The organism is Glaciecola punicea ACAM 611 (assembly GCF_000252165.1).
GTDB classification, from domain to species: Bacteria; Pseudomonadota; Gammaproteobacteria; order Enterobacterales; family Alteromonadaceae; genus Glaciecola; species Glaciecola punicea.
In genome coordinates this window covers 21854-47801 of sequence record NZ_BAET01000027.1, presented here as the reverse complement: position 1 = coordinate 47801, position 25948 = coordinate 21854, and the positions used below count along the sequence as shown (strand labels likewise).

20 protein-coding genes are annotated in these 25948 nt (G+C 43.0%); 9 read left to right on the top strand and 11 right to left on the bottom strand.

Annotation, left to right across the window (positions count from 1 at the left end; genetic code table 11):
* Positions 1–444: 444 nt before the first annotated feature.
* Positions 445–720, bottom strand: coding sequence for a peptidylprolyl isomerase PpiC (ppiC, locus tag GPUN_RS10190; protein WP_006006356.1), 276 nt, complete (start codon positions 718–720; stop codon positions 445–447).
* A 355-nt stretch (positions 721–1075) separates the two neighbouring features.
* Between ppiC and GPUN_RS10185 the strand changes: the two genes are divergently transcribed.
* From GPUN_RS10185 to GPUN_RS10175, 3 genes are all read left to right on the top strand, one after another.
* Positions 1076–1699, top strand: a complete 624-nt coding sequence (locus GPUN_RS10185) for a fumarylacetoacetate hydrolase family protein (RefSeq protein ID WP_006006354.1) — start codon at positions 1076–1078, stop codon at positions 1697–1699.
* Positions 1700–1764: 65 nt separating this feature from the next.
* Positions 1765–3021 carry a chromate efflux transporter gene (chrA, locus tag GPUN_RS10180; RefSeq protein WP_040520924.1) on the top strand — a complete coding sequence of 419 codons (1257 nt, stop codon included), beginning with the start codon at positions 1765–1767 and terminating at the stop codon, positions 3019–3021.
* 197 nt (positions 3022–3218) lie between these two features.
* A complete protein-coding gene (locus tag GPUN_RS10175) occupies positions 3219–4769 on the top strand; it encodes a leucyl aminopeptidase family protein (RefSeq protein WP_006006350.1) in 1551 nt (516 codons plus the stop codon).
* 3 nt (positions 4770–4772) lie between these two features.
* Here GPUN_RS10175 and GPUN_RS10170 read toward each other — a convergent pair whose 3' ends face one another.
* The 4 genes from GPUN_RS10170 to GPUN_RS10155 form a co-directional block, all read right to left on the bottom strand.
* Positions 4773–5717 (bottom strand): AEC family transporter, encoded by a 945-nt coding sequence (locus GPUN_RS10170; RefSeq protein WP_006006348.1) that lies wholly within the window; start codon positions 5715–5717, stop codon positions 4773–4775.
* A 25-nt stretch (positions 5718–5742) separates the two neighbouring features.
* Positions 5743–6210, bottom strand: coding sequence for an SRPBCC family protein (locus GPUN_RS10165; protein ID WP_006006346.1), 468 nt, complete (start codon positions 6208–6210; stop codon positions 5743–5745).
* 30 nt (positions 6211–6240) lie between these two features.
* Positions 6241–7830, bottom strand: a complete 1590-nt coding sequence (locus GPUN_RS10160) for an AMP-binding protein (protein ID WP_006006344.1) — start codon at positions 7828–7830, stop codon at positions 6241–6243.
* Positions 7831–8009: 179 nt separating this feature from the next.
* The gene (locus GPUN_RS10155; RefSeq protein ID WP_141567277.1) at positions 8010–8456 is read right to left on the bottom strand and encodes a hypothetical protein; all 447 of its coding nucleotides are present in this window, start codon (positions 8454–8456) and stop codon (positions 8010–8012) included.
* A 111-nt stretch (positions 8457–8567) separates the two neighbouring features.
* On the opposite strand from GPUN_RS10155, the gene GPUN_RS10150 reads away from it, so the two are divergent.
* The 6 genes from GPUN_RS10150 to GPUN_RS10125 all read left to right on the top strand — a co-directional run bounded on the left by GPUN_RS10150 (position 8568) and on the right by GPUN_RS10125 (position 18782).
* Positions 8568–9785, top strand: coding sequence for a PQQ-dependent sugar dehydrogenase (locus tag GPUN_RS10150; protein WP_070112970.1), 1218 nt, complete (start codon positions 8568–8570; stop codon positions 9783–9785).
* Positions 9786–9951: 166 nt separating this feature from the next.
* Positions 9952–12564, top strand: a complete 2613-nt coding sequence (acnB, locus tag GPUN_RS10145; protein ID WP_006006340.1) for a bifunctional aconitate hydratase 2/2-methylisocitrate dehydratase — start codon at positions 9952–9954, stop codon at positions 12562–12564.
* 110 nt (positions 12565–12674) lie between these two features.
* Complete coding sequence (locus GPUN_RS10140; protein ID WP_006006338.1) at positions 12675–13241, top strand: DUF192 domain-containing protein; 567 nt, start codon at positions 12675–12677, stop codon at positions 13239–13241.
* A gap of 206 nt (positions 13242–13447) precedes the next feature.
* A complete protein-coding gene (lysC, locus tag GPUN_RS10135; RefSeq protein WP_006006336.1) occupies positions 13448–14797 on the top strand; it encodes a lysine-sensitive aspartokinase 3 in 1350 nt (449 codons plus the stop codon).
* A 395-nt stretch (positions 14798–15192) separates the two neighbouring features.
* Positions 15193–17769: a TonB-dependent receptor plug domain-containing protein gene (locus GPUN_RS10130; RefSeq protein ID WP_006006334.1), complete on the top strand. Its 2577-nt coding sequence runs from the start codon at positions 15193–15195 to the stop codon at positions 17767–17769.
* A gap of 62 nt (positions 17770–17831) precedes the next feature.
* On the top strand, positions 17832–18782 hold the full coding sequence (locus GPUN_RS10125; RefSeq protein ID WP_006006332.1) for a class I SAM-dependent methyltransferase: 951 nt from the start codon (positions 17832–17834) through the stop codon (positions 18780–18782).
* A 198-nt stretch (positions 18783–18980) separates the two neighbouring features.
* Here GPUN_RS10125 and GPUN_RS10120 read toward each other — a convergent pair whose 3' ends face one another.
* The 6 genes from GPUN_RS10120 to GPUN_RS10095 are packed head-to-tail and all read right to left on the bottom strand — an operon-like array spanning position 18981 to position 25773.
* On the bottom strand, positions 18981–19802 hold the full coding sequence (locus GPUN_RS10120) for a symmetrical bis(5'-nucleosyl)-tetraphosphatase (protein WP_006006329.1): 822 nt from the start codon (positions 19800–19802) through the stop codon (positions 18981–18983).
* Positions 19803–19845: 43 nt separating this feature from the next.
* Entirely contained in the window at positions 19846–20220 is a 375-nt protein-coding gene (apaG, locus tag GPUN_RS10115; protein WP_006006327.1) for a Co2+/Mg2+ efflux facilitator ApaG/CorD, read from the bottom strand.
* Entirely contained in the window at positions 20198–21070 is an 873-nt protein-coding gene (gene rsmA / locus GPUN_RS10110) for a 16S rRNA (adenine(1518)-N(6)/adenine(1519)-N(6))-dimethyltransferase RsmA (RefSeq protein ID WP_040520936.1), read from the bottom strand. The genes apaG and rsmA overlap by 23 nt, the downstream gene beginning before the upstream one ends.
* 9 nt (positions 21071–21079) lie before the next feature.
* Positions 21080–22093 carry a 4-hydroxythreonine-4-phosphate dehydrogenase PdxA gene (gene pdxA / locus GPUN_RS10105; RefSeq protein WP_006006322.1) on the bottom strand — a complete coding sequence of 338 codons (1014 nt, stop codon included), beginning with the start codon at positions 22091–22093 and terminating at the stop codon, positions 21080–21082.
* On the bottom strand, positions 22094–23395 hold the full coding sequence (surA, locus tag GPUN_RS10100; RefSeq protein ID WP_006006320.1) for a peptidylprolyl isomerase SurA: 1302 nt from the start codon (positions 23393–23395) through the stop codon (positions 22094–22096). It abuts the gene before it with no gap.
* A gap of 20 nt (positions 23396–23415) precedes the next feature.
* Positions 23416–25773, bottom strand: a complete 2358-nt coding sequence (locus tag GPUN_RS10095) for an LPS-assembly protein LptD (protein ID WP_238528974.1) — start codon at positions 25771–25773, stop codon at positions 23416–23418.
* Positions 25774–25948: the final 175 nt, after the last annotated feature.

The window sequence follows — 25948 nt, the reverse complement described above, 5'->3', positions numbered from 1 at the left end:
AAATACTAAAAATGCAAAGAGGTCGCTTAGTTAAGCGGCTTTTTTTATGCCCAAAATTTAGTGCTAATAACACGGGTGTACATTTGTATTGTCCGAATGTCCGAATGTCCGAATGTCTGAATGTCTGAATGACCTAGAAAGTCTTGCATTGCTCAATTGCCGGAATCAAAGATCTACGCCATCAATAGATTTGGTAAGTTTAAGGGTTCTACGTCAGAAATTATTAGACATCATGAACAAAAGGTTCGGGCTACACTGTCCAGTAATTTTTTATTGTACTTTATTTTATTTGTGGCCTGTTTCACGTTTTTATAGGTGTGACTCACAGTGTCACATAACAAGTAAATTGAAGACACACCCTGTGACGCATAGCATCTAGTTGAACGGATAATGCAGCTACTCTTCATCTCATCGCGCTTAGTAATCATTTGTGTGCTTTCATGACTAACGATAAAGTGTCTTTATTAAATGATAGCCAAACTTTGTTTTCACCGGCCCATGTACAGTCAATATATCTTTTTTAAAGACGACATCATCAAACGCTTTTACCATTTGCCCGCGACGAAACTCACCCAAATCACCGCCTTTTTTGCCTGAGGGACATACTGAATGACGCTTGGCTAGAGTGGAAAAGTCTTTGCCTTTATTAAGTTGAATAAGTAGCTCGTTCGCTTCTTTTTCAGTTTTTACTAAAATATGTAAAGCACATGCGGTTGCCATAATATTGGTCTCATAATGATGTAAGTAGCAATACATTAATGTTGCTGTAAACTTTGGTATTACACAATGTATAAATATTCAATACGCGTATAAAGAGAGGGTAGGTAATGACAAATCTTGCTTAAATTTCACTTGTGTAATGTGTACTAGACGACCAATTACACGAAACACTTCAAATTTTAGCATTATAAATTACAGTAGTAAGCATTTAGGCAGAGTCGTTCAAAGTCGTTCACACAATATGAATGTACTTGCCTATGTGAGCACCAAGGCCACATTATTTTATGGCAAGGCCCTTAATAACAAATAATAGTGAACAAAAAATTATCTTTTAGGCATAGATGGTAACTGGAAAATGAGTCAACTCAACACAATTAGTTTTAAAAACGAATGGGTAAGTCCTTCAAAAATAGTCTGCATAGGTCGAAATTACCTTGATCACATAACAGAGTTAGGCAATCAAATCCCCTTTGAGCCTGTCATATTTTTAAAGCCCAACTCGGCTATCAGTGAAGACTTGAATAGCAAAAATCAAGATGAAATTCATTACGAAGGAGAGCTTTGCTTTATCATTAAAAATGGGGAAATTGCAGGACTAGGGTTTGGACTTGATTTAACCAAACGTAAATTACAGTCTCAGTTAAAAGAAAAAGGTCTGCCTTGGGAGCGGGCAAAAGCATTTGACGGCTCTGCGGTGTTTAGTGCCTTCGTAGAACTCCCCGCAGATATCAGCAATGTAACATTTGCATTAAGCGTCAATGAGCACCTCGTTCAGCAAGGGCGCGTTAAATTGATGATGAATACGCCATACTGCCTTGTTGAAAATATAAGCGCATTTATGAGTTTGGTCGATAACGATATTATTATGACAGGAACACCAAGCGGGGTCGGTAAAGTTGAAAAAGGACAGATTTTCTTAGGTGAGGTTTTCGATGGCACTCAAGGTCTTATTTCAAAACAATGGACAGTACTGTCATAACTATAATATTGTGGTCTGGTATTTGATTGCCGCACGTATAAAACAATAAAATACGCAAGCCCAACATGAGACACGCTATTATCCCTATGAGAGCAATTGAAATATTTTGGATATTCCTAAAATTAGGACTCACCAGCTTTGGCGGGCCCGTGGCGCATCTAGCCTATTTTAGGCAGGCGTTTGTGGAAAATAGAAACTGGTTCAGCGAAGCGCAATATGCGCATTTGCTGACCATTTGCCAAACTATTCCAGGCCCTGCGAGCAGTCAAGTGGGGTTTGCTATTGGCCTTCTCAGAGGTGGCTGGCTTGGGGCTACCTTGGCTTTTATTGGTTTCACCTTGCCTTCGGTTTTGCTGCTGCTTTTATTTGCTAATAGCTTAAGTTTACTCGATTCATGGGTAGGCCAAGCAAGTTTACACGGCCTAGCAATATTGACCTTCATTGTTGTGCTACAGGCCGTTATTGGCATGAGTAAACAGCTGCTAACAGTGCCTCTATCGTGGATAATCGCTGTAGTCATGTTTTGTGTAGTGTTGTTAACTAGCGCGCTATTATGGCAAGTGATGGCTTTAATGCTGTGTGCAATAGTCAGCAGCGGGCTATTAAAAAAAGACACGCAAGAAAACCATTCAGACGCACCGATGTTTTCTTCTTTTCCTCACAAGTTTACGTTAACCACAACATGGCTTGCTGCAGGCTTGTTTGTTGGCTTGTTTATCGTGCTAATTGGAAACCCATTTAACTTTACTCAATACTTATACGCGCAAGCACCGGCTTACTATGCCTCGGGCGCGATGGTGTTTGGCGGTGGGCATGTTGTGCTGCCGTTCTTAGAGCAAACTACGGTAGCCCAAGGATTGGTTAGCCAAGAGGTGTTTTTAGCAGGCTATGGTGCAACTCAGGCTGTTCCCGGCCCTATGTTCTCGTTCGCTGCCTATTTGGGCTATATGGGTGAATTGCATCAACAGCTTGTTAATGGTGGTGATACAAATGTAAGCAATGCAGTCCTTGCCGCTTTGCTGGCGACCCTTTTTGTCTTCTTACCCGGCTTTTTGCTAGTAAGTGCCATTTTGCCTATTTCGCAGAAGTTGTTTGCCTATGCTTTTGTAAGACGGGCCTTTGTAGGCGCTAATGCTGCGGTAGTTGGTTTGTTAGCTGCAACCCTATACGATCCTATTTTCACGCATGCTATACAAAGCAATCACGATGTGGTCATCGCCGGCATCGGGTTCATAGCACTTAGCCGTTTTAAAGCACCGGTATTGGTCATTGTTTGTTTATGCATTATTGTAAAAGTGCTGTTTGTTTCAATGTCGATGTAAACGCTTATTGCTGAAATGTTATTTAGCGCATTCCCAAATATCCCATCGGGAAAGCCGAACGAAGAAACAATATAAACAATATTTTCATTGAGGGTATAAGTTTGTAAACTCTTATGCATATTTGAAGTATAATTTTAATAACGCTTTACAATAAGAAACACCCTAAAACGACAATAAAATAAAGGATACGACTCAATATGAATTTTAAAAAAACCGCTGTTGCATTAGCTTTATTTGGCTTTACGAGCGCCAGTATTGCGCAAGCTACCTTTAGTTTTGTGGCGCAAAGCGATATGAAAGCGCCCAGTCACGTTGTGTTTGTAGACGACCTAGAAAACCTAGATGGCGCCGCAGCAAGGCTAAACACAGCCTCTGAAGGTCAACTGCTTAAGTTACTTGCGCTGAACGATTTTGAAACAAAGCTTGGTCACGTGCAGCATTTGCAAATGGTAGCGGGTTTGGAGTCGCTGCTGGTTATTGGCAGTAAGGATGACAACGGAATAAGCGCCTCTGAGCTTCAAGATTTAGGCGGCATAATTGCCTCGTCGTTGTATTCTACTACCAAAACGGTTGACGTGGCGGTTCATATTGACAACTTAACACTAACAGACACTACTCTTTTTACGCCTAGTGCGCTTATTGCTAGCGGCTATCATATGCGTGACTACAGTTTTGACAAATATAAAACAAAGAAAGATGAAGGCAAGTCTACCGTTACCTTAGTCACTCAAAATGCAGAAATGGCGGAAAACCATTATCAAAACGATTTAAAATATGTGGCACAAGGCATCCATATGGCACGCGATATTGCCACAGAGCCGGGCAACAATATGTACCCGGAAGTATTTGCAGACAAAATAAAGGCTGCATTTAGCGGCATTGACAACGTAAAAGTAAAAGTACTTGACGTAAGAGACATGGAAAAGTACAACATGGGCGCATTGCTTGGCGTGGGTAAAGGCTCGGTTCATGATCCTCGCTTGGTCATCATTGAGTATTTAGGCGGTGATAAAAACACGGCGCCAATTGCGCTTGCAGGGAAAGGCATTACCTTTGATACCGGCGGCATAAGTTTAAAAGATAACGATGGTATGTGGGCTATGAAGTCAGATTTAGCCGGCGCATCAGCCGTTGCTGGCACTATGCATGCGATTGCTAATAGAGGTGAAAAAATTAACGTTATTGGTATTATGGCAATGGCTGAAAATATGCCCGGTGCTAGCGCAATAAGACCAGGCGATGTGCTTGACACAATGAAAGGCACTACCATAGAGATAATGAGCACCGACGCCGAAGGCCGTCTGGTATTGGCAGACGCCGTTTATTACGTGCAGCAAGAATATAAGCCAAGTATGCTGTTAAACATTGCTACATTGACAGGCTCAGCAGCGCGAGCGCTAAGCGATGAATACGCGGCAGTGATAACACGCGATTTTGAGTTGTCTACGCAAATGATGGAAGTGGGCAAGCGTTCGGGAGAGCATGTATGGCCCTTACCGCTTCACGCTAATCATTTTGAACAGATAAAGTCGCCTATCGCCGATATTAAAAATTCAGGCGCAGGCAACCCTGGTGCGAGTATAGCCGCTGCTGTTATTGCCACATTCGTGGATGAGTCACTGCCATGGGTACACTTAGACATAGCAGGAGTTGATTGGCTAAGTGAGGATATTGACGTTTCGCCCAAAGGCAGTCAAGGTTGGGGCGTACGCTTTATGGATCAAGTTGTTAGAGAGCAGGTAAAGTAAGGCTTACACAAACGCGCGAATTATTGCAAAGCCTGCTAAGGTGAACGGCACCGACACCACGGTGCTTATTGCAATAATTTGCGCAGCAAGTTCATGATTCCCACCAATTTTACGCGCCATGACATAGCTTGCCGCCGCGGTTGGACTAATAGCCATTAAAAACACAATCATAAGAGCCATTCCCTCAACGCCCGCTAACACCGCGACCGCGACAATAACAATAGGGTACACGACGCACTTAACCGTAATACTGAATAGGCTGGCAAGACCATTTTGACGCATAGTCGAGAAACGCAGTGCGGCACCTGTGCATAAAAGTGCTAAGGGCAGTGTGAGTTGGGCAAAATATTGAATACTGTTAGTTGCAATTTGCGGTAGTTTAACAGCTAGGATAGAGGCCAATAGTCCTGCCACAATAGACAATATAATAGGATTGGTCACAATGTCTTTGGCTATTTTTGTGTAAGAGCTTTGTTTATCTTGATATACGTTAAGCACAGCAACCGACAGCAAATTATACAAAATAGTGAGGCCGCCCAAGTACACAGAGCCATAGGCTAAACCTTCACTTCCGTAAGCGTTAGCGCAATATGCCAAGCCAATTATGCCCATATTAGAGCGAAACGAACCTTGAATGACGACGCCACGATCTTGCTTGTTCTTAATAAGCAAAGACGTTGTTAGCAGCATGGCTACAAACACCAGTAAGGTGCCGGCCATACCAGCGCCGATGACGGTGAAATTAGCAAGTTGCCCCACAGAGCTAGTGCTAATGGTGCTAAATAATAATGCGGGCAGTGCGAAGTTAAAGACTAAACGCGAGGCTTTTTCGACAAAAGCGTCGTCTAAGGTGCCGTATCTGTGAAGCCCATAGCCAAACGCTATCATTACTATTACTGGCCCAATTACTGATACGGCAAAGCTTACGAAATTTAAATTAGGCTGCAAGGGCTTTATGCCTGTTGGTTAATAATTAAAGGTTGTCTATATACTTTAATATACTACCAAATGCACGCGATCCATTCTTCTGAATTTGTTTATCAAAGTATAGTGGACCAATTAAGAAGGTGCTTATCCTGCCTTTTGAAATCCATTTCGCGTGGGTTTTGCCGTCAACTTCAGATAAGTGCACTTCGCCTAAGTGATGATCGTAGGGAAGTGGTTTTGAAAATATAATCTTATAGCCTAAAACCGCTTTTTTTGTCTCTTGATCCGATTTGCTGCTCGCAGGCTCATAACGCACAATTTCTTCGTGAAGCGTGCCAATAGCCGCTACTACTTCGCGTACTGCCCCCAAGCCGTTTTTATGCTCTGTGCCTTCTTTAAGTAAACTAGATTTATCGACCCCTTTGAACTGGGAATAATTTGCGTGGTCACTTATTAGCTCAAACACCTGCTCTATAGGCTTATTAATAATACGTTCTACAGAAATATTGAACATTAGTTACTTCTCTCTTTTTTTAGGTGACTGTTATCTAAGCGCACGTCTTAGTATTTTACCCACTGTTGACTTGGGCAGCTCATCTATCACATTAAATTCTTTGGGTACTTTATAAGGGGTTAAAAATTCGCGGCAGTGCTGGCTAAGTTCTTTGTCACTTACCGGAGCATTAACCGTTATATAAGCGCAAACACGCTCTTGAGAATGCTCGTCAGGCTTGCCAACCACCGCCGCCTCTAGCACATTAGGGTGTCTACTTAACACATCTTCAACCTCATTAGGATATACATTAAAACCAGACACAATTATAAGATCTTTTAAGCGATCTACAATTTTAATACAGCCGTCGGGTAAGCGCACGCCAACATCACCGGTTTTAAAATAGCCATTAGCAGTCATTACTTTTGCGGTTTCATCGTCGCGCTGCCAATATCCGCGCATTACCTGCGGGCCTTTAACCGCGATTTGGCCCTCTTGTCCATCGACGACTGGTGCATCGTTGGTGTCTAGTAACTGAATGTCGGTTTGGTCTAAAGGTAGGCCGACGCTGCCTATTACTTCTTTACCGGGTATATTAAACGCCACAACCGGTGCTGTTTCAGACAGTCCATACCCCTCGGTAACTGAACAGCCCGTGGTTTTTTCCCAAAGCTGGGCCGCTGACTGCGTTAAGGCAGTACCGCCTGACATGGTCAGTCGCAGCGTTGAAAAATCAAGTTTTACAAAGTCTGGCTGGTGGCACAAGCCCATAAATAGTGTGTTAATGCCTGCAAACGCCGTAAATTTGTGAGGTTTGAGCGTTTCCACAAAACCATCCATATCACGCGGATTAGGTATTAGCACATTTAGTGCACCTTTAGCGAAAAAAGTCATCATGCATACCGTAAATGCATAGATATGATAAAGCGGTAGCGGACAAATAACGACCTCTTCACCGTCTATTAAGCGTGTACCAAGCCGGTTTAAGGTTTGAATGCTGTTAGCAAGTACGTTTTTATGGCTTAGCTCAGCGCCTTTCGATACGCCGGTAGTGCCGCCTGTATATTGAAGAATGCATGGATCTTCTAAGCTAGCTGATGCTCTGTGTATGCTAAGCACTGTGGGCACTTTGGCAAATATTTCTGCATAGCAAGGGTATTCAAGCCCACTAATTTCTTTGTTATCTAGCAATTGCGCTGCACTCGTCACAATTACGGTGTCGATATTAACGGCGCCGGCGATAGCTTCATACTTGGGTAAGAGGTCGGTTAATATTACGAGCGCGGTGGTGCCAGAGTCGTTAAATTGATGCTGCATTTCAGTTGGGGTATATAAGGGATTGGTGTTTACCACGATAAGCCCCGCGCGCAGCGCTCCATATACCGCGATTGGATGCTGAATTAAATTAGGCAGTTGAATCGCAATTCTATCACCGGGTTTCAAGTCGGTATGGTGCTGAAGATAGTTAGCAAAGCGTGCCGATAAGTCATTCATTTCGGCGAAGGTTTTAGTTTGGCCTAATGCATTGTAACAAGGACGTTGCGCATACTTTTCAAATGTCTCTTCTATATAATCGGCTAAGCTATAAATGTGGCTAGGGATTAGATTGCCTTTAGTAAACGTGGGTTGGCTTATATGCATAGTATCCTCTGTAAGGGCTGTTAAATATATGGCTTAGTGTGCGAACTAACGTAGCAATATACTAATATGCGCACCAATTTAACACTTTTTTTACACATTGGAGTTATTACACTTATGATGAATGTGCTATTGATTTGATGAATAATTCGTTTACTGGCGCATTATCACCAGCAACGAGGCTAAGCCGCCTTAGTTTGGGGTCGGCGAAGTCGCATAAAACATAAGCCGCCAAGTAAACCTGCGCCAATTTGCAATATAATGCCGAAAAGAGAGCGAGCGCCCGCCAGCAAAGTAACGCCCAAAATTGGCTGCATGCCCACTAGAATGGCCGCCATTGTAAAGCCACCCGCCACAACATACAGGTAAGGCGAAGTGGCGCGAGTGTGCTTGCGTATTGTTTTAGCAATCAAAAAGGCAATGACCAAGCCTATTGTAATGATCACGCCATAGCTTGGTAACAAGCCAAGCAAATCTTGCCACGACATATATATCCGCTGCGACCACGTAATATCAATGTCTATGTTGCTTAGTGCTAACAGCACCATTTGGGTTTGTAATAAGCACGCACTAATAATGGTTACTAATGCGGCGAGTAAGAAATGCTGGAGTAGAACAAGTTTTTTCATAAAAGTCTTAGTGGTAGAAAACATTTTGCGTGATAACATAATTCGCTATAGTAGTGTTTTTTTATCGTCAGAGGCAAGTGTAGAATGAAATTTGATGGAACATACAAATCAATGCGATTACCACAACGTAAACTCGCTTTATTTTTGCGCCCGCCGTGGATTAATATCGCACTTACTTTGGCTACCTTACTAACGTGCTATGTCGCTAATGCTAGCAGTACGAAAAACGTTGTTGATGATACGCTTAGTTTATCCCCCATCATTATAGATCTATCGGCATCTTGGGCCATCAACGTTGGCCCCGATAATTTGCTATATGTTACTCATCGCTCAGGCCTGTTATCTACGTATTCGCTGTCAGGTGAGTTATTAACAAAGATTGATTTGCAGCTTAATGACCTTTATTACGCGGGTCAAGGTGGATTATCAGCCATTGCTTTTCACCCAAATTTTGATCGCCAGCCTTGGATTTATTTATCATATTCTTATGGTAGTAAAACCGCTAACGGTTTAAAAGTAATTCGCGTTTTGTTAAAAAACGCAAAGCCTGAAAGTGAACAGTTGGCAAACCCTAGCACGCCAAGAGCCCTTAACATCGACGGCGTTGCCGTATCTGAAACTATTTTTGAACAAGCCGATTTGCGCAGCACCGCCGCACACTATGGCGCGCGGCTAGCTTTTATGGCCGACAACAGTCTACTTATTAGCACCGGCGACGGTTTTGACTACCGCGAGCACGCACAAAAAAGAACATCCGATATGGGTAAAATACTGCGCCTGACCGACACGGGTGAGGCGCATGCTGGTAACCCTTTTATGTCGGGGGATACGTTTTCCCAAAGAGCCGTGTACAGTTTTGGGCATCGTAATCCACAGGGTTTAATTGTGCTTTCTGATCAGCAAATTGTTGCGCACGAACACGGTCCTGCAGGCGGCGACGAGATTAATCTTATCAATAGTGGCGTAAACTATGGTTGGCCTGTCATAACGCAGGGTAAAGATTACATTGGTAGTTTAATTAGCCCTTTTACCGAGTATGACAATATGGAGCAGCCTGCTTTTAACTGGACGCCCTCGATTGCGCCGTCAGGAATGATTTTTTATAACAGCGAAGTAATTCCTGACTTTAGCAATCGTTTACTACTTACATCACTCAAATATCAACAGCTACATTCGCTCGTATTAAATAACGAAAGTGTGACAGATGAGCGCATCTTTTTTGCAAACAGTGGCTACAGAATGCGCGATATTACTATGTCAAAAGACGGCCGAGTCTTTATCTTGGCCGACGGTGATATGGCCTCTGTATTTGAAGTCGTGATGCAATAGTGGTATCGCATCACTTTGGTGAATGCTAGGTATAATCGCTTGATTGCTCAATCCTATTCATCTTCTGGGTATAAATGGTATACTTGCGCCTATCCCAAAATTCTCATTACATAGCGATGCTATGGCAATTTAAAACGTGGCTAGCCCACATTAGAGGACGTAAAACGTGTTAGAAGATTATCGTAAGCATGTTGCCGAACGTGCGCAGCAAAATATTCCGCCAAAGCCGTTAAATCCAGAGCAAGTTGCTGGTTTAATCAAACTTTTAAAAAATCCGCCTGCAGGCGAAGAAGAGTTTCTAGTTGAATTGCTAGCCGAGCGTGTGCCTCCCGGTGTAGATGAAGCGGCATACGTAAAAGCCGGATTTTTAAGTGCTATTGCTAAGGGTGAAGAGATCTGTATTTTGATTAGTAAAGAGTCGGCGGTGCAACTTCTTGGCAATATGCACGGTGGTTATAACATTACGACGTTAGTCGAGCTGCTTGACGACAGCGACTTAGTTGAACTAGCGGCAGAAGAATTAAAGCACACACTATTAATGTTTGACGCCTTTCATGATGTTGAGGAAAAACACAAAGCGGGCAACAAGTACGCGACTGAAATCATGCATTCATGGGCTGAAGCAGAATGGTTTACAGGACGAGAAGACTTACCTGAAAAAATAACCGCGACCGTTTATAAAGTTACCGGTGAAATTAATACTGACGATTTATCACCCGCACCCGACGCATGGTCTCGTCCCGACATTCCTTTACACGCTCGCGCTATGTTTAAGATGCGTCGCGATGGCCTTGAACCTGAAATACAGGGTGAAGTAGGTCCGTTGGCACAAATTCATGAAATGAAAGAAAAAGGTCACCCGGTTGTATTTGTAGGTGATGTAGTAGGAACAGGTTCCTCGCGTAAATCAGCCACCAACTCGGTTTTGTGGTTCTTCGGCGAAGACTTGCCGGGCGTGCCTAATAAACGTGGCGGCGGCATTTGTATTGGCGCCAAAGTAGCGCCTATCTTCTTCAACACAATGGAAGACGCCGGAGCATTAGTGTTTGAAGCCGACGTAGAAAAAATGAACATGGGCGACACCATCGACATTTATCCACTTGAGGGCATTATCAAAAATACTGACAGCGGTGAAGTTATCGCACAATATAGCTATAAGTCAAAAGTGCTGCTTGATGAAGTGCGTGCCGGTGGCCGTATCAACCTAATTATTGGGCGAGGCCTAACGCAAAAAGCATGCGAATCATTGGGACTTGGCGTTAGCGATATATTCCGTGTACCAGAAGTGCCTACCGCCACCAATGCAGGTTTTACGCTTGCTCAAAAAATGGTTGGAAAAGCCTGTGGTGTCCACGGTATGCGCCCTGGTACTTACTGCGAACCTAAAATGACCACGGTCGGCTCACAAGATACAACCGGGCCGATGACCCGCGATGAGCTAAAAGATTTAGCTTGTTTAGGATTTTCAGCCGATTTAACCATGCAGTCGTTTTGCCACACCGCGGCGTATCCGAAGCCTGTTGATATTGAAACACAACATACACTACCCGACTTCATGATGAACCGGGGTGGTGTTTCATTGCGCCCAGGCGACGGTATTATCCATTCGTGGTTAAATCGTATGCTACTGCCTGACACAGTGGGCACCGGCGGTGATTCACATACGCGTTTCCCCATGGGTATCTCGTTCCCGGCAGGTTCTGGCTTGGTCGCATTTGCTGCCGCGACAGGTGTAATGCCGCTAGATATGCCTGAATCTATACTGGTGCGCTTTAAAGGCAAAATGAAGGCAGGCATAACTCTGCGCGATTTGGTGCATGCAATACCGCTTTATGGCATTAAAAATGGCTTATTAACGGTGGCTAAAAAAGGTAAAGTAAACGCATTTTCTGGCCGTATACTAGAGATTGAAGGTTTAGAAGATCTAACCGTAGAACAAGCCTTTGAGCTGTCAGACGCCTCGGCCGAGCGCTCAGCGGCAGGATGTACCATCAAAATGTCAAAAGAGTCTATTGGCGAATACTTGAAATCTAACATTACCATGCTACGTTGGATGATCAACGAAGGCTACGGTGACGCACGTACGATTGAACGTCGCGCCCTTAAAATGGAAGAGTGGTTGGCTAACCCAGTATTGATGGAAGCTGATAAAGACGCTGAATATGCGGAAATATTAGAGATAGATTTAGCTGATATCGACGAGCCTATTCTGTGCTGTCCTAACGATCCTGACGACGCTAAAAGCTTGTCTGATGTAGCCGGTAACAAAATAGATGAGGTCTTTATTGGTTCATGCATGACTAATATAGGCCACTTCAGAGCCGCAGGTAAGCTACTTGAACAATTCAACGGCACCTTACCTACGCGCCTGTGGATTTCACCACCCACTAAAATGGACAAAGCGCAGCTTATGGAAGAGGGCTACTACAATATATATGGCCGCGCTGGCGTTAGAACCGAAATGCCAGGCTGTTCACTGTGTATGGGTAACCAAGCGCGCGTATTAGCGGGTGCTACTGTATTGTCTACTTCAACACGTAACTTCCCAAATCGCCTAGGTGACGGTGCTGATGTATACTTGTGTTCAGCTGAAATTGCTGCGGTTGGCGCAATCTTAGGTAAAATTCCTAGTAAGGAAGAGTACATGGATTATGCTAACAAGATTGACTCGATGAGCTCTGAGGTTTTCCGTTATTTGAACTTTGATCGTATGGAATCATTTAAAAAAGCGGAAGAAGAAGCGAAAGCGAATATCATTCCTACTTTAAACCTTGCCTAGGGATGGCATTGTCTCAGCTACGCTAATGTAGTGAAGTCAGAGTCTTAACTAGCAAACAAAAGCCGAGTTTAGTATATTCACTGCTCGGCTTTTTTGTGCAAGGAATTATCATGTCAGCTAGACCTTCATCAGCATTTTTACTCGTATTAGCATTATTGTGTCTATTAAGCCTTATGTCATGCGCAAAGCCTAGCAGCGTTGCTGATAAGGCAAGCCAAGAAAATCAAACACTGGCAAATATTTCGCAAAACAATGAGCCTGCTGATTTTGATGCAATGAGCGATGAAGAAGCTGACGCCTGGTTTGCTGCTAAAGCTGGCGATGGCAAAATTCCCTTGACGATTGGGGCAACAAAGATTCAGGTTGAATATGCTGATACAGCGCAAAAGCGTCAGTTAGGCTTAATGTTTAGAAGACAGCTTTGTGAAGATTGCGGAATGTTATTTAAATTCGACAGCCCTCGAACTGGCAGTATTTGGATGAAAAACACCTACATTGAACTAGATCTTGCCTACATTGACGAGCAAGGCACAATAGTCGATATTGAACAGCTCCAAGCCCACAACCTCACGCCGGTGAAATCGTCATCAGTGGTGCTATATGCGCTTGAAATGAACCAAGGCTGGTTTGCTAAGCAAGACATAAGAGTGGGTGATATAGTCGCAATGCTGCCGTAATACTTTTTGCATAGTAAAAAGAGGTGCTTTAACACAGTAGTTTAAATATGTATGTTGAACAACAATGCTACTAAAGTGACACCTTTTATTAATATCATCGGTATATTTACAAGGATAAGGCTGGTTGTTGCTGATGAACACTAATTTTTATTGCACATACCAGTCACTATTATTCACATATATTACACCTAAGGACAAATCGCGTTATGTCTACACAGTTGAACGTCGCTAAATTTGGCGGTACCAGTGTTGCCAATTATCACTCTATTAATAACTGTGCCTCTATTGTGGTAAAAAACAAACACACTAAATTGATGGTAGTTAGCGCCGCGGCCGGCGTTACTAATCATTTGGTGATGCTAGCCAACACCGCGCTAACGTCACAGCAAATAACGGATGTCATAGTAAGCATTCGCAAAATCCAAGTTGCTATTTTAAATGAATTGAAAAGGCCAAGTGAAGTTAACGACAAATTGTTTGAACTATTAGATGAACTTGATGGTTATGCACGCCATGAAGAAATTAATTATAAAGATGATTTGAAAGATGCCCTGATGTCTATGGGTGAACGCATGTCGTCTTTATTATGCGCGGCGGTGTTAAGAGAACACGGTGTTAACGCCATCAACTTTGATGTACGCAAAGTGATGCGCACTGACGACCGATTTACCCAAGCAGCTCCCGATATTAATACCATTAAGATTTTGTCAAGGCAACTGTTGGCTCCTGAGCTTGAAAACCATATAGTGGTAACCCAAGGTTTTGTAGGCGCAGATGCCCAAGGAAAAACTACGACGCTCGGTCGCGGGGGTTCTGATTTTTCGGCAGCCTTGCTAGCTGAGGCATTAGGCGCTGCTACATGTGAAATATGGACCGACGTCATTGGTGTGTATACTACCGATCCTCGCATTACCGATAAAGCCAGACCCTTACCTGAGTTAAGCTTTGAAGAGGCTGCGGAAATGGCAACCTTTGGAGCAAAAGTATTACATCCAGCCACGATGGAGCCGGCGCTACGATATGATATTCATGTATTCGTAGGATCTAGCAAAGAGCCAGATAAGGGCGGTACTTGGATAAAACGAAATTGTGAGCATGAGCCGGCATTTAGAGCAATTACGCGAAGGAAAGATCAAGTGTTAGTAACGGTTAAAACGCCAAAGATGATGTATGCTCAAGGTTTCTTGGAGAGGGTGTTTCATATTATTGCCAAACATGATCTAAGCGTAGACCTGATTACCACATCGGAGATTGCGGTTTCATTTACGCTAGATAATCCACCAAACTCTATGTCAGAAAAAATGAATAAAGAAACCATTGTTGAACTCAGCAATATTTGTGAAGTCGTCATAGAACGGGATTTTGATGTAGTGACTGTGGTGGGCAATAACATGCATAGTTCTGCAGGTGTATCTTCACGAGTATTTGCTGCCATTAGCGATTTTAATTTGAGAATGATTTGTTTTGGCGCAAATGTTCATAATTTATCATTTGTTGTGGGGAAAGACGACAGTGAAGACATTGTGAAAACACTTCACCGAGCACTATTTGAATAGTGTATTAAGTACTAAAAAAATTATGCCCCCTGAGACATGGGATTACGCAAGAACCTCCTTGATTGTACTTGTAATGAAAGATAAAACGTTAAAATTTTCACGAAAACGTTAATTTATTGTTAATATTTTAGTTTTTTCCATATTAAATATAAATACTTATAAAAAATAAACATCAGACTAGTTAGACCTAAAGTACTGGCCTTATTGGCAATTATGTAAATAAAGTTTCGCTTGTAACAAAATATTTATTGAACTAACTGAAAAATCTGCAAACATTAGGTTGACCGCGGTGTGCAGTAGAGTTTAATATCGAAAGACGGGATCTGATCTCGATAATATAAGGTCGTATGAAACGACTATTTTTCACTATTTATAGTGCTCTAAGGAGACATTAAATGTTTACAAACAATAAAATAGCTAAGTCTGTTTCAATAGCGATAGCTTTTGGTGCAGTGTCAGGATTAAGTTTATCTGGTGCCGCTGTTGCTCAGCAACAAGAGCAAGCGCAAGCTGATACAAAAATTGAGAAAATTCAGGTTACCGGTTCACGTATTAGACGTACCGATTTAGAAGGTTCAGTACCGGTAACTATAATAGACAGAGCGGCAATTGACCTTTCTGGTCAAATATCTGTGTCTGATTTATTGCGTAGCACAAGTTTCAACAGCGCTGGTTCGTTCCGTCCTCAGTCTGGTAGCTCTGCTCAAGGTGTTTCACAAATTAACCTTCGTGGTTTAGGCGCTGAACGTTCACTAATACTGGTAGACGGTCGTCGTTTACCGAAGTCACCTTCTACAGGTAACTCACAAGATTTGAATACTATTCCAATTGCTGCTGTTGAAAGAATAGAAATTCTTTCTGACGGTGCTTCAGCAACCTATGGTTCAGATGCTATAGCCGGTGTTGTAAACATCATCCTAAGAAAAGACTTTGACGGTGTTGAACTTCGTTTAGGCGCTTCGGATGTAAGCACTCCTAAAGAAGGCGGCGACAGAGAAGCAGGCTCTGCAGTATTTGGTGCAACTAGCGACAAATCAAGCATAATTGGCGGTGTATCATGGAACAACCGTGACATCATTTTTGAAAACGCTTACGAGTGGGTACAGCCAGGCGCATCAAGCTTTGGCGTTAACTGGAGAACAGCTGCCGGTTTTACTTCAGTGATTCCAGATGCAACATGTGATTCATTAGAAAATTTCTTTACATTAAGCTCAGGTCTTTGTGCATATAACTTTAATGCGACAAACGCTAACGAAGCCTCTACTGGAAACCAGTCTGCTTTCTTGAAAGCAGACTATGAAATTAATGATGACTGGAAAATCTTCTCTCAGACACTAGTTACTAACACCACATCTTTCGGTCGTTATGCTCCTTCACTAAACAACGCTGGCGATGCTGCATTCGTTGGTGTAGACAGTATTAACAACCCTACGAACCCTGCTTCTCCTTTCTACAATGTAGCTAACGGCGAGCAAAGAGAAGTTAACGTACGCCACAGATTTGCCGCGCTAGGTAACCGAGACAACGAAGTAGATAACTGGTCTACTGATTTCTTCGTCGGTATCGAAGGTGATTACAACGATATGTTCATAGATTTAGGCGTAAGAAAAACTAAGTCAAAAACTTACGAAATTGGTAGAAACTACCTAATGTCTTCTAACGCTAGACGTGCATTAGACAGCGGCGATTATTTATTAAACGATCCCTTTGGCGACCGTTTCACCACTACGGCCGACAGAAGTGCATACAAAACATTACTAAACGGTCTTAAAGTGACAACTGCTCGAATTGGTACGTTTGATCAAGAAGAAGTGTTCGGTTCAGTTGCTTTTGACGTTTATGACATGGGTGCCGGCGATATTCAAGCGGTTGTTGGTTTTGAGTACAGAAACGAAGATTACTCTGATACATACGATTCACTATCAGAAGCCGGTCAGGTAGGTGGTTCAGCGGGTAACAGTGCTGGTGGTGGCAGAGACGTTAAGGGTATATATTTCGAAACGCTGATTCCAGTAACAGACCTAATAGAAGTAACGTTTGCAGGTCGTTATGATGAATATTCTGATTATGGCAGTGATTTTTCTCCAAAAATCTCGGTTAAGTATGACATCACGGATGATCTTGTCCTTCGAGCTTCTTACGGTGAAGGTTTCAGAGCACCAACACTCGACATACTTACACAGCAGCCACAGCCAGGTAACCCAAGTGTTTCTGATGATCCATCTTGTATCAATCTTGGTCTTGAAGCAGGCTGTGATATTCAAGTAAATTCACTAACTATTGCTAACCCAGAAATTGGTTCTGAGAGTTCTACGCAGTTGTCACTTGGTTTTGCATACCAGCCTACAGAATGGTTGAATATGTCTGTTGACTACTATGACATTGAAATTAAAAACTTGATCAGATTCTTTGGTGCACAAACGATTCTGACACGTGAGCAAAGAGGCGAGGCTTTACCTCCTGGTATCGGTGTGTCTAGACTTGCAAATGGTGGAATTGATTTAATCACCCAAGGTTATTCTAATGAAGGTAAACTTGAGTTAAACGGTATCGATCTTAACTTCAATACTAACTTTGACCTAGGCGACTACGGTAGAGTTACCCAAATGCTACAAATTAGTCAGCAATTTGATTATATTATTGACGGCGGCGAAGATTCTCTTAAAAAAGAAGGCGAACCTGACAAGCGTGGCTCATTATCTACTTCTTATGCAATAGCTGATTTTGAGTTTGCTTGGGTTGCAAACTACATTAGTTCACAGCGTAAAGATGGTGCAGATACAGCTTCTTGGATAACTCATGATATGCAGGCTACCTATATATTCAGTACAGGAACAAGTGTTGCTATAGGTGCGCAGAATATATTTGAAAAAGACCCGCAGTTGAATAGTTTCGGTGGAAGAAACTATAACTTCGACCTGTATGACGCATACGGGCGTATCGCATACGTAAGACTAATTCAACGTTTTTAATTAGTTGCAGTAAACATTAAAAAGGCGGGAATTATCCCGCCTTTTTTGTATGTGGAGATTAAATGAAACATTGGGATGAATATTGGACTACGAGAAATGCAGTTCATAGCTTCAGCGAAGGACAGTACAATAAGGGTTACAACGGTGAGTTGTCTATTTTATGGAATTCTATTTTTAGAACCATTGATAGTGCAGCTAGAGGTGTAGATATTGGCTGTGGCAACGGCGGTCTTGCCTTGCTTGCAGTGCAAAGTGAAAATAGGTTTACAATGTTTGGATGCGACGCGGCCAACATTCAGCCCCTTGCCGCGATTGATACTTCGCTAGAACATTTTAAAATGCTGCCAGAAATTAGCTTTTTTGCCGGCATGAAAGCTGAAAATTTGGGTTTTGACGCTAATTATTTTGACTTTGCAATTAGTCAATTTGGAATTGAATATTCAGAATTAAACTTAAGTATTCCTGAAGTGTCGCGGGTGCTAAAGCCAGGCGGGCGTTTTATTGCAATGTTACATCATAAAAATTCTTTTGTGACAATAAGCTCGAGTATAGGGCTTGAAGTTCTAGCTAATTTTTTAGCTAAGAATTCAATCGTGGATCAATTACATAAATTTGTGACATTTTATAATTCTCCGCAGTTTACGTACAATATGCAATTAGCAGAAAATGTGGCCACATTTCAAACATATAATAAAACGTTGCTAAATTCCTTTAAGGCCGTGCAGCAAGCTAACTTAAATGAAGCTAATATTCATTGGTATAACGACATCAGTAAAATGTTGGTTCCCTTTGTCATGTCTTGGCAGAGTTACTCAGTAGAAGATTTTGAACAAGTGATATCTTCAATTCAGCAGTTTAAAAGTCGGCTAGGCGATCAGATTAGTTGTGCAAAATCCCAAGCTAATATAAAAGAGATAGTAGACTGCGCGCGCCATACCTTTTCAAGCATTGAATATAGGCCGATAAGATTAAAAGAAGGCCTATTTGCTTGGTGTGTTGAGTTTATAAAATAAAGCAAAAGAGGGCTGAGCTTAAAAGCTTTGTCCTCTTATATATATTGTTGTAACTTCTTTGTTTATTACTTCGGCGGCTTGTTCAGCATCATTTGCCTATTACCCGAATAGCTAATGTGATCCTCATGAAAACTCCAAAATAGCATGCTGAAACTTAAAATATCGATTAAGCCTATATCGTAAATAATAGGAAAACCTTTACGCGTAGTGATGGAAAAATTCTTGAGATTCTAAGCAATACAAACGCATCTTATTGCCCCAGACAAAGCCAGTGTCTAAGGCTATCACCTTAGCGTCAACTGGAAGCGTAGTAGGCACTTCACCTAACAAGGAAGCCCAATGTCCGAATAAAAGTGATTGGGATGGTTTAAGAGAGCTGTTCTCATGATTAAACCAAGGCTGTAAATGCTCACTTGCATTTCTTGGATGACACTTAGTGCCAAAGTCTAAACTTAAATCATCGTGTATAAATCTCATGCGGGTAAATGCGTTAACGATAAAGCGGTCACGCGCGGAATCTTTTAAATCTTTACTCCATACGTTAGGCAGATTGCCATACATATTGTTTAAGAAGTGTGCTACTTGCTTTCCCTGTAATTTAGTTTCTACTTCAAGAGAGAGTTTACGTGCTTTTTTAATAGACCACTTTGGGTACAAACCAGCGTGTGTAATTAAGGTGTTTTTAAGGGGAGAGATTGCAAGCGGCTTGGCAAGTAAAAAATCAATGAATTTAGGCAAGTTCTTATGCTTCAATAGCGGCGCAAGTTTGTCTTGTGTCTTTGCTTTGCCGACTCCAAAAGCACAGGCAATTAAATGCAAATCATGATTGCCAAGAACAGTGTTGAAATGAGGGCCTAAATCGTATAGGTACTCCATTGTCGCTAAACTGTCTGGACCGCGCGCCACCAAATCACCTACCGCCCATAATTTATCGGTGAGGGGATCAAAATCGGCTTTTTTGAGCAGTTTAATTAAGCCTTTGTAACAGCCTTGAATATCACCCACTACAAAATTCTTCAAATTGTCACCTTTTTGTAGGGTTTTGCACGATTCACATACCACATTAATGAAGGCTGTTAGGAACCGCTAAGCTAAACACAGGAATAGGGGTTTTAAAATTGTCTTGGTTGTGTGCTTGAAACTTATAAAAACCTTGCATAGTGCCTACGGCTGTTTTTAACATTGAGGCACTCGTGTACGAATACGTTTGATTAGGGGCGATAACGGGCTGTTCACCTATCACGCCGTCGCCTTCAACCTCTACTTTTTCGCCATCACCGTTAGTGATCAGCCAATAGCGGCTAAGGAGTTTCACATTCTCTTTGCTGGTATTGGTAATATTCACCGTATAGCTAAACACATACATTTGCGGGCTCTTATCTTGGTCTTGTTTGCCCAAGTATTTACTGGTCACTTTAATCTGAATGGCGGGGGTCATGGCTTGATATCTCTTGTGCAACCTTGTGTGAAGGTTCATGCGAAGGTGCTTGCGAAGCGTTATGAAAGGCATTCGCTAGCTTGGCAAATTGCGCTATAGTGATTTGCTCAGCGCGGCTTTCTGGGTCTATATCCAATGCCACAATTTGAGCTTCACTTAATAGGTTCTTTAGGCTGTTTCGTATTGTTTTTCTACGTTGATTAAACGCGGCTGTGACTATGGCTTGAAGGCTGGCAACTGAGCTAACCGCATATTGTGGTAAGCTTCGCGGGCTCAATCTTACTACGGCCGAGTCGACCTTTGGCGCCGGCTTAAATGCACTTGGCGGCACCATTACAACAGGCACCGCACTGCAATAGTACTGCGCCATAACCGACAAACGACCATAAAGCTTGCTGCCACTTTTTGCGCATAAGCGCTGCACAACTTCATGCTGCAGCATAAAATGCATATCTTGTATATGTTCACAGTATTTAAATAAATGAAACATTAAAGGAGTAGAAATGTTGTATGGAAGATTACCAAACACTCTTATCTTTTTCTGTGACTGACGAAGTTGTGAAAAATCAAATTTAAGTGCGTCTTGCTCCACTACCGTCAGTTTATCGCGGATAAACGGATGAGAGCGAAGCCTGGCGGCTAAATCCCTGTCTAGTTCTATCACGGTGAAAAAATCGACAAGTTCTGCGACAGGTTCAGTTAGCGCACCTAAACCAGGTCCTATTTCAACAATATTATCGTCATGTTTAGGCCCTATCGCACTGACAATTTTATCTATTATATACTCGTCGTGCAGGAAGTTTTGGCCAAAGCGTTTGCGTGCCGTATGTCCTAAGTGTTTATTGCTCATTTGCTGCACTCACAGTTTTAGCTTAGCAAGCTTAATCGCTTTATTAATCGCTCGCGCCATACTGCCTGTATCAGCCTGTCCTGTGCCGGCTAAATCGGTGGCGGTGCCGTGGTCAACAGAAGTGCGAATAAAAGGTAGGCCAAGTGTTATATTGACTGAGTTACCAAAGCCTTTAAACTTTAATACGGGTAAACCCTGGTCATGATACATCGCTAACACCGCATCTGCTTTTTCTAAATACTTGGGTTGAAAAATAGTATCTGCAGGCAACGGTCCAACTAGGTTCATTCCAGATTCACGCAGGCGGTCGAGGGCCGGCGTAATGACCTCAATCTCTTCACGGCCTAAATGTCCATCTTCACCCGCATGCGGATTGAGTCCACAAACATAAATGGTGGGATGTTCAATGCCAAATTTTTGTTGTAAGTCGGCATGCATAATGCCAACCACCTTCTCAATTCTTTCACGCGTAATGGCTTTGCTAACGTAAGCTAGCGGGATGTGGGTAGTCGCTAAACACACGCGTAAACCGTCTGTGGCGAGCATCATTACGACGTCTGCCGTGTTAGACTGCACCGCAAAATATTCGGTGTGCCCGCTAAAAGACACGCCAGCTTTGTTTATGATCCCTTTGTGCACTGGACCTGTTACCACCGCGTTAAACTCGCCTTCCATATTAGCTTCGCAGGCTAAGCGCAGTGTGTTCACGACATAATGTCCGTTTTCACTGTCGAGTATTCCGGCAATTGGCTCCTTTGCACAGGGCACATGGTTTACAATTATTTCGCCCGGCTTCTGAATGTAGTCCATGCCTTTTGAGTACGGGATAATGTCTATCTTCTTGCCCAACAGAGCCGCTCGTGCGCGCAGCAAGTCTCTGTCAGCGAATATCACCAGCTGTGCCTCCCACTCTTGCTCGGCTAACATAATAATAAGGTCAGGCCCGATACCAGCAGGTTCCCCTGGCGTAACGGCAAGTTTAATGGCTGATTTGCGCGCATCAAGCTGATTTGATACCGTCACTTATGCATTCTCGTCTAAGACTTCGATGTATGCTTGGTCGCGCATTTCTCGCAGCCATGCGTCGGTCTCTTCTTGGAACTTACGATTAAATATGAGTTGATAAGCGCGGTCCTTCTTGCGCTTTTCGGTTGCATCGTCTACTCGCCTGTCGATTAGCTGAATTAAGTGCCAACCATGTACTGTACGAATGGGCATGCTGTACTCGTCTTTTTGCAAAGATGCCAATGATTGCTTAAATTCAGGTACATAAATACTGGGGTCATTCCAACCAAGTACGCCGCCTCGCAGCGCTGAACCGGGATCTTGACTATGCTGCTTGGCTAACTCGGCAAAATCCGCATTGCCTTCAATTAACTCAGTTCTAAACTCCGTCAGCATTTGTTCGGCTTTTGCGTCGCTCAATATAATAGAAGGCGATATAAGTATATGGCGAGCGTTAACTTCTTCCACTTCTACAATTTCTACACCGCGGGTGTCTGCGATTTTGAGTATGTGAAAACCTGCGCCACTTCTAATCGGACCAATCACTTCGTCTTTCTGTTTATTGCCCACCGCTTCAGCAAACAAAGTCGGCATGGCATTAATATTCATCCAGCCCATGTCTCCACCTTCAAGTGCCTTAGGACCAGATGAAGCACCAATTGCTAAACGGGCAAAGTCTGAGCCACTGCCTAGTAGTTCTAAAATCTTTTCAGCGCGCTCTCGTGCTTCACCTACTATTTGTTCAGAAGCATCACCTGGAATATCAATTAGGATATGGGATAGCTGATACTCGGCTTGCTGAGCGCCTTGTTCATTAATGATGGTCATTAATGAGTCTACTTCTTGGTCGGTAATATATACTCTACGACGGACATTAGCGCGGCGGACTTCGCCGCTTATTAGTTCTCTTCTCACCTGTTCACGATATACTTCAAAGGCCACGCCGTCTTTGCTTATTTCATTTCGAAACTCAGCCATGCTCATATTTTGCTGCTGGGCAATGTTCTGTATAGTTTGATCTAACTGTGGATCACTAACTTGAATGCCCATGTTAGCTGCCATTTGTGCCTGCAAATTTTCAAGTATTAAACGTTCAATAGCTTGACGTCGAAGGGCAGCATCAGACGGTAGCGTCTGTCCATTTATGACGGCGTTTTCCTTTACACCTTGCATAAGGTCGGTAATTTCGCTTTCAAGCACAACGCCTTTGTCGACAATAACGGCCACTTTGTCTAATAGTTCACGGGCATTACTCGGGGTGCTGGTTGCCATTAGCCCAAACGCTAGTAGCAGTGTTACGGTTAGTAATATCTTTTTCATATTCACTCTATTGTCAAAAATTAATTCAGTACAAACGGCTGACGGTAGCCAAATAGCCCTTGGCTAAGCATATCAACTTTCCTGTCACTATTCCCCATTCCTTTAAATACAAATTGTAACCCTATGCCAGAGTCGAAATCATTTAAATCACGCACGCCATTGTTATTAAAGCGTGTCGCTAAGTTTCGCCTCAGCGTGAGACGTAACGCCCAGCAGCAGCTTTCATACTCAATGCCCATGAAGGTTTCGATGCTCCTAGAGCGCTGTAAATCGCGATAATAGCGTCCTACCCAATGCCAGTTGTCTGCTATTGGCCAGCTTGCCGTCACGCCTACTTGGTCAATTCGCTCATTAGATAGCTCGCGAATGTATCGATGATTTATCTGCACTAGCTTATTGTGGTCTAATTTATATTCGGTTGACAGTGCGCTACGTTCCACTTGGTTGGACTGATTTCCTACTTGTATGTCAGAGCGTAGAAACCAGTTTTGGTTCACTTGCCAATCTAATTCGGCCGCTATCGATGAACGATTTCCCTCTCGGCGTCCGTCTATTAGTTCTGAGTCACGCACATAAAGGATTTGACCAATACTAGCGATTAAAATCTCATTGTTACTGCTGTCGATAAGTCGTGAAGTGGTACCCAATGTCACTTGGTTATTATCGTTTATTCTGTCTAAGCCAGTAAATTCTTGACCGCGAAATAAATTATTGAAATTGGTTAATATAGCGGTGGAGTCGTATAAACCTATATTGCTTTGCTCCTCAAAGCTGGTGAACAAATATTGCGCTTTGGGCTCTACGGTTAACGTGTAATCTGTACCAAATAAACGCTGGGGTTTTTCGAATATTAAGGCGCCATATAAGCGTGCTTGGCCGAGCGTACGATTAACTTCTTCCTCTAACAGGCCAAAGTTTTCATCCTTTAAGTCTTGTTTGTAATAAGTGTGTAAAACACTGGCTTGTGCGAGCAGTTCACCCCACGCACGCTGATAAGGTATGCTTATAGAAGGTTCTACATGGAATCGCAGCGCGTCAGGTAGTACAAGCGAGTCGTTTTCAAAATACGCTAGCTCAGATTTTACGCCCACATTAAGCAACTCGTTAAGGCTATTGGTGTAATTGAGCTTTGCTTCTGGAAGGGCTCTATAATTGCTCGCTGATGCACCAATGGTGGTAAAGTCACGCACGAATACCGAAAAGTCGAGTGCTTGTGAACTGAAGTTAACACCTGCTTGGCGGGACAAATGCGTGTCGGCCTGATTATAAAAGTCAGAGCCCAAATCGATAATGTAGTTATCGTCGCTTAGATCGCTAATGTCGGCGCTTATAGACCAGTTGTTGCTAAGCTTACCACGATGAAAGAAGCGATAGAAATAGCGCTCTTTACCAGTCACCCTGCCGTTGTCGTTGGGTAAGTACTCTAACTGAAGCTCACCGGCATGGTTATCGAATAAGTATCTAAATTCGCTTTTTAACTGTACACCGCGATTAGTCATTAAGCGCGTGGAAATAAGGCCATCTACATTCGCAGCTATATTCCAATAAAAAGGCTGCTCCCATTCAAGGCCGGTGGTGGAACTGCTGCCAAACTGCGGGAATAAAAAGCCTGTCTGACGCTCAGCCGTAATAGGGAATGCGAAATACGGTAAATAGAAAATAGGCAAGCCGCCCACAAAAAAACGGGTGTTGTAGGCTTCACCAAAGGGCTTACCGCTTTCAATTGATATTTCAGAAGCTTGGATTTTCCAATCTTCATTGCCTTCTGGGCACGTGGTAAATGAGACATTTTCAAGGCTTACGCCGCGCTCTTGTGAGATTGACAATAACTCAGCGCCGCCGCGGCCACTTATGCCCGCAATTTTATAGTTAGTCTCTTGCATTTGCAGTAGCTTTAAGTTGCTGTTCACCTCGACCCCTTCGCTGTTGACTTGCAGTAATGCGTCGGTATATTGCACATTCCCTGTGGCCCGTATTTCTCGTCCGTTATCTAAAATGTTTGCGCTATTTGCGGTAATAGTCGACATTGGGCTAACAATTGAAACATCACCTTCAAATACCGCTAGCGCGTCTTTCACGAGCAGGGCAGAATTAGAGTTAACCGTGATGTTGCCGCTGCTCCCTTTGGGCGCTGCATACACAAAGGAAGGGGTTATACAGGTAACCGGTACACTGAATGATCCGTCAGTTTTAGGGGTTCGGTTCATAGTTTGTGCAGATTCAATCTGCTGGGCAGCGCTTAACTCAGAGCCGCATAGCAGCCAGCCTAGTGTCAAAGCATGAAGCGCTGGACGTAAACGTTTAGCAAAGTAGGTTATTTGATTTCGAGCAGTTGTGTGACGATAGAGTTTGGACATTGCTGGTAACGAACCGCTCATTAATGATGAAGCTATTGACAGTGAAAATATTAGCGCCTCCCCTATGAAAAATGGTCTGACTGAAGGCCTTGTAATATTAATGGTTATGCGAGCAATAACCAACTAAAAACGACTAAAAAGCATAAAAAGTAGGTAAACATCGATTAAATGCTCACATTTCAATACAATCTTTGTT

Excerpts from the sequence above, each read along its gene's own strand:
- GPUN_RS10165 (WP_006006346.1), bottom strand. The coding sequence starts at position 6,210 with ATGTTCAATATTTCTGTAGAACGTATTATTAATAAGCCTATAGAGCAG.
- GPUN_RS10130 (WP_006006334.1), top strand. The coding sequence starts at position 15,193 with ATGTTTACAAACAATAAAATAGCTAAGTCTGTTTCAATAGCGATAGCT.
- GPUN_RS10185 (WP_006006354.1), top strand. The coding sequence starts at position 1,076 with ATGAGTCAACTCAACACAATTAGTTTTAAAAACGAATGGGTAAGTCCT.
- ppiC (WP_006006356.1), bottom strand. The coding sequence starts at position 720 with ATGGCAACCGCATGTGCTTTACATATTTTAGTAAAAACTGAAAAAGAA.
- GPUN_RS10150 (WP_070112970.1), top strand. The coding sequence starts at position 8,568 with ATGCGATTACCACAACGTAAACTCGCTTTATTTTTGCGCCCGCCGTGG.
- apaG (WP_006006327.1), bottom strand. The coding sequence starts at position 20,220 with ATGACCCCCGCCATTCAGATTAAAGTGACCAGTAAATACTTGGGCAAA.
- rsmA (WP_040520936.1), bottom strand. The coding sequence starts at position 21,070 with ATGAGCAATAAACACTTAGGACATACGGCACGCAAACGCTTTGGCCAA.
- chrA (WP_040520924.1), top strand. The coding sequence starts at position 1,765 with ATGAGACACGCTATTATCCCTATGAGAGCAATTGAAATATTTTGGATA.
- GPUN_RS10095 (WP_238528974.1), bottom strand. The coding sequence starts at position 25,773 with ATGAGCGGTTCGTTACCAGCAATGTCCAAACTCTATCGTCACACAACT.
- GPUN_RS10140 (WP_006006338.1), top strand. The coding sequence starts at position 12,675 with ATGTCAGCTAGACCTTCATCAGCATTTTTACTCGTATTAGCATTATTG.
- surA (WP_006006320.1), bottom strand. The coding sequence starts at position 23,395 with ATGAAAAAGATATTACTAACCGTAACACTGCTACTAGCGTTTGGGCTA.
- lysC (WP_006006336.1), top strand. The coding sequence starts at position 13,448 with ATGTCTACACAGTTGAACGTCGCTAAATTTGGCGGTACCAGTGTTGCC.
- GPUN_RS10125 (WP_006006332.1), top strand. The coding sequence starts at position 17,832 with ATGAAACATTGGGATGAATATTGGACTACGAGAAATGCAGTTCATAGC.
- GPUN_RS10155 (WP_141567277.1), bottom strand. The coding sequence starts at position 8,456 with ATGAAAAAACTTGTTCTACTCCAGCATTTCTTACTCGCCGCATTAGTA.
- GPUN_RS10175 (WP_006006350.1), top strand. The coding sequence starts at position 3,219 with ATGAATTTTAAAAAAACCGCTGTTGCATTAGCTTTATTTGGCTTTACG.
- GPUN_RS10160 (WP_006006344.1), bottom strand. The coding sequence starts at position 7,830 with ATGCATATAAGCCAACCCACGTTTACTAAAGGCAATCTAATCCCTAGC.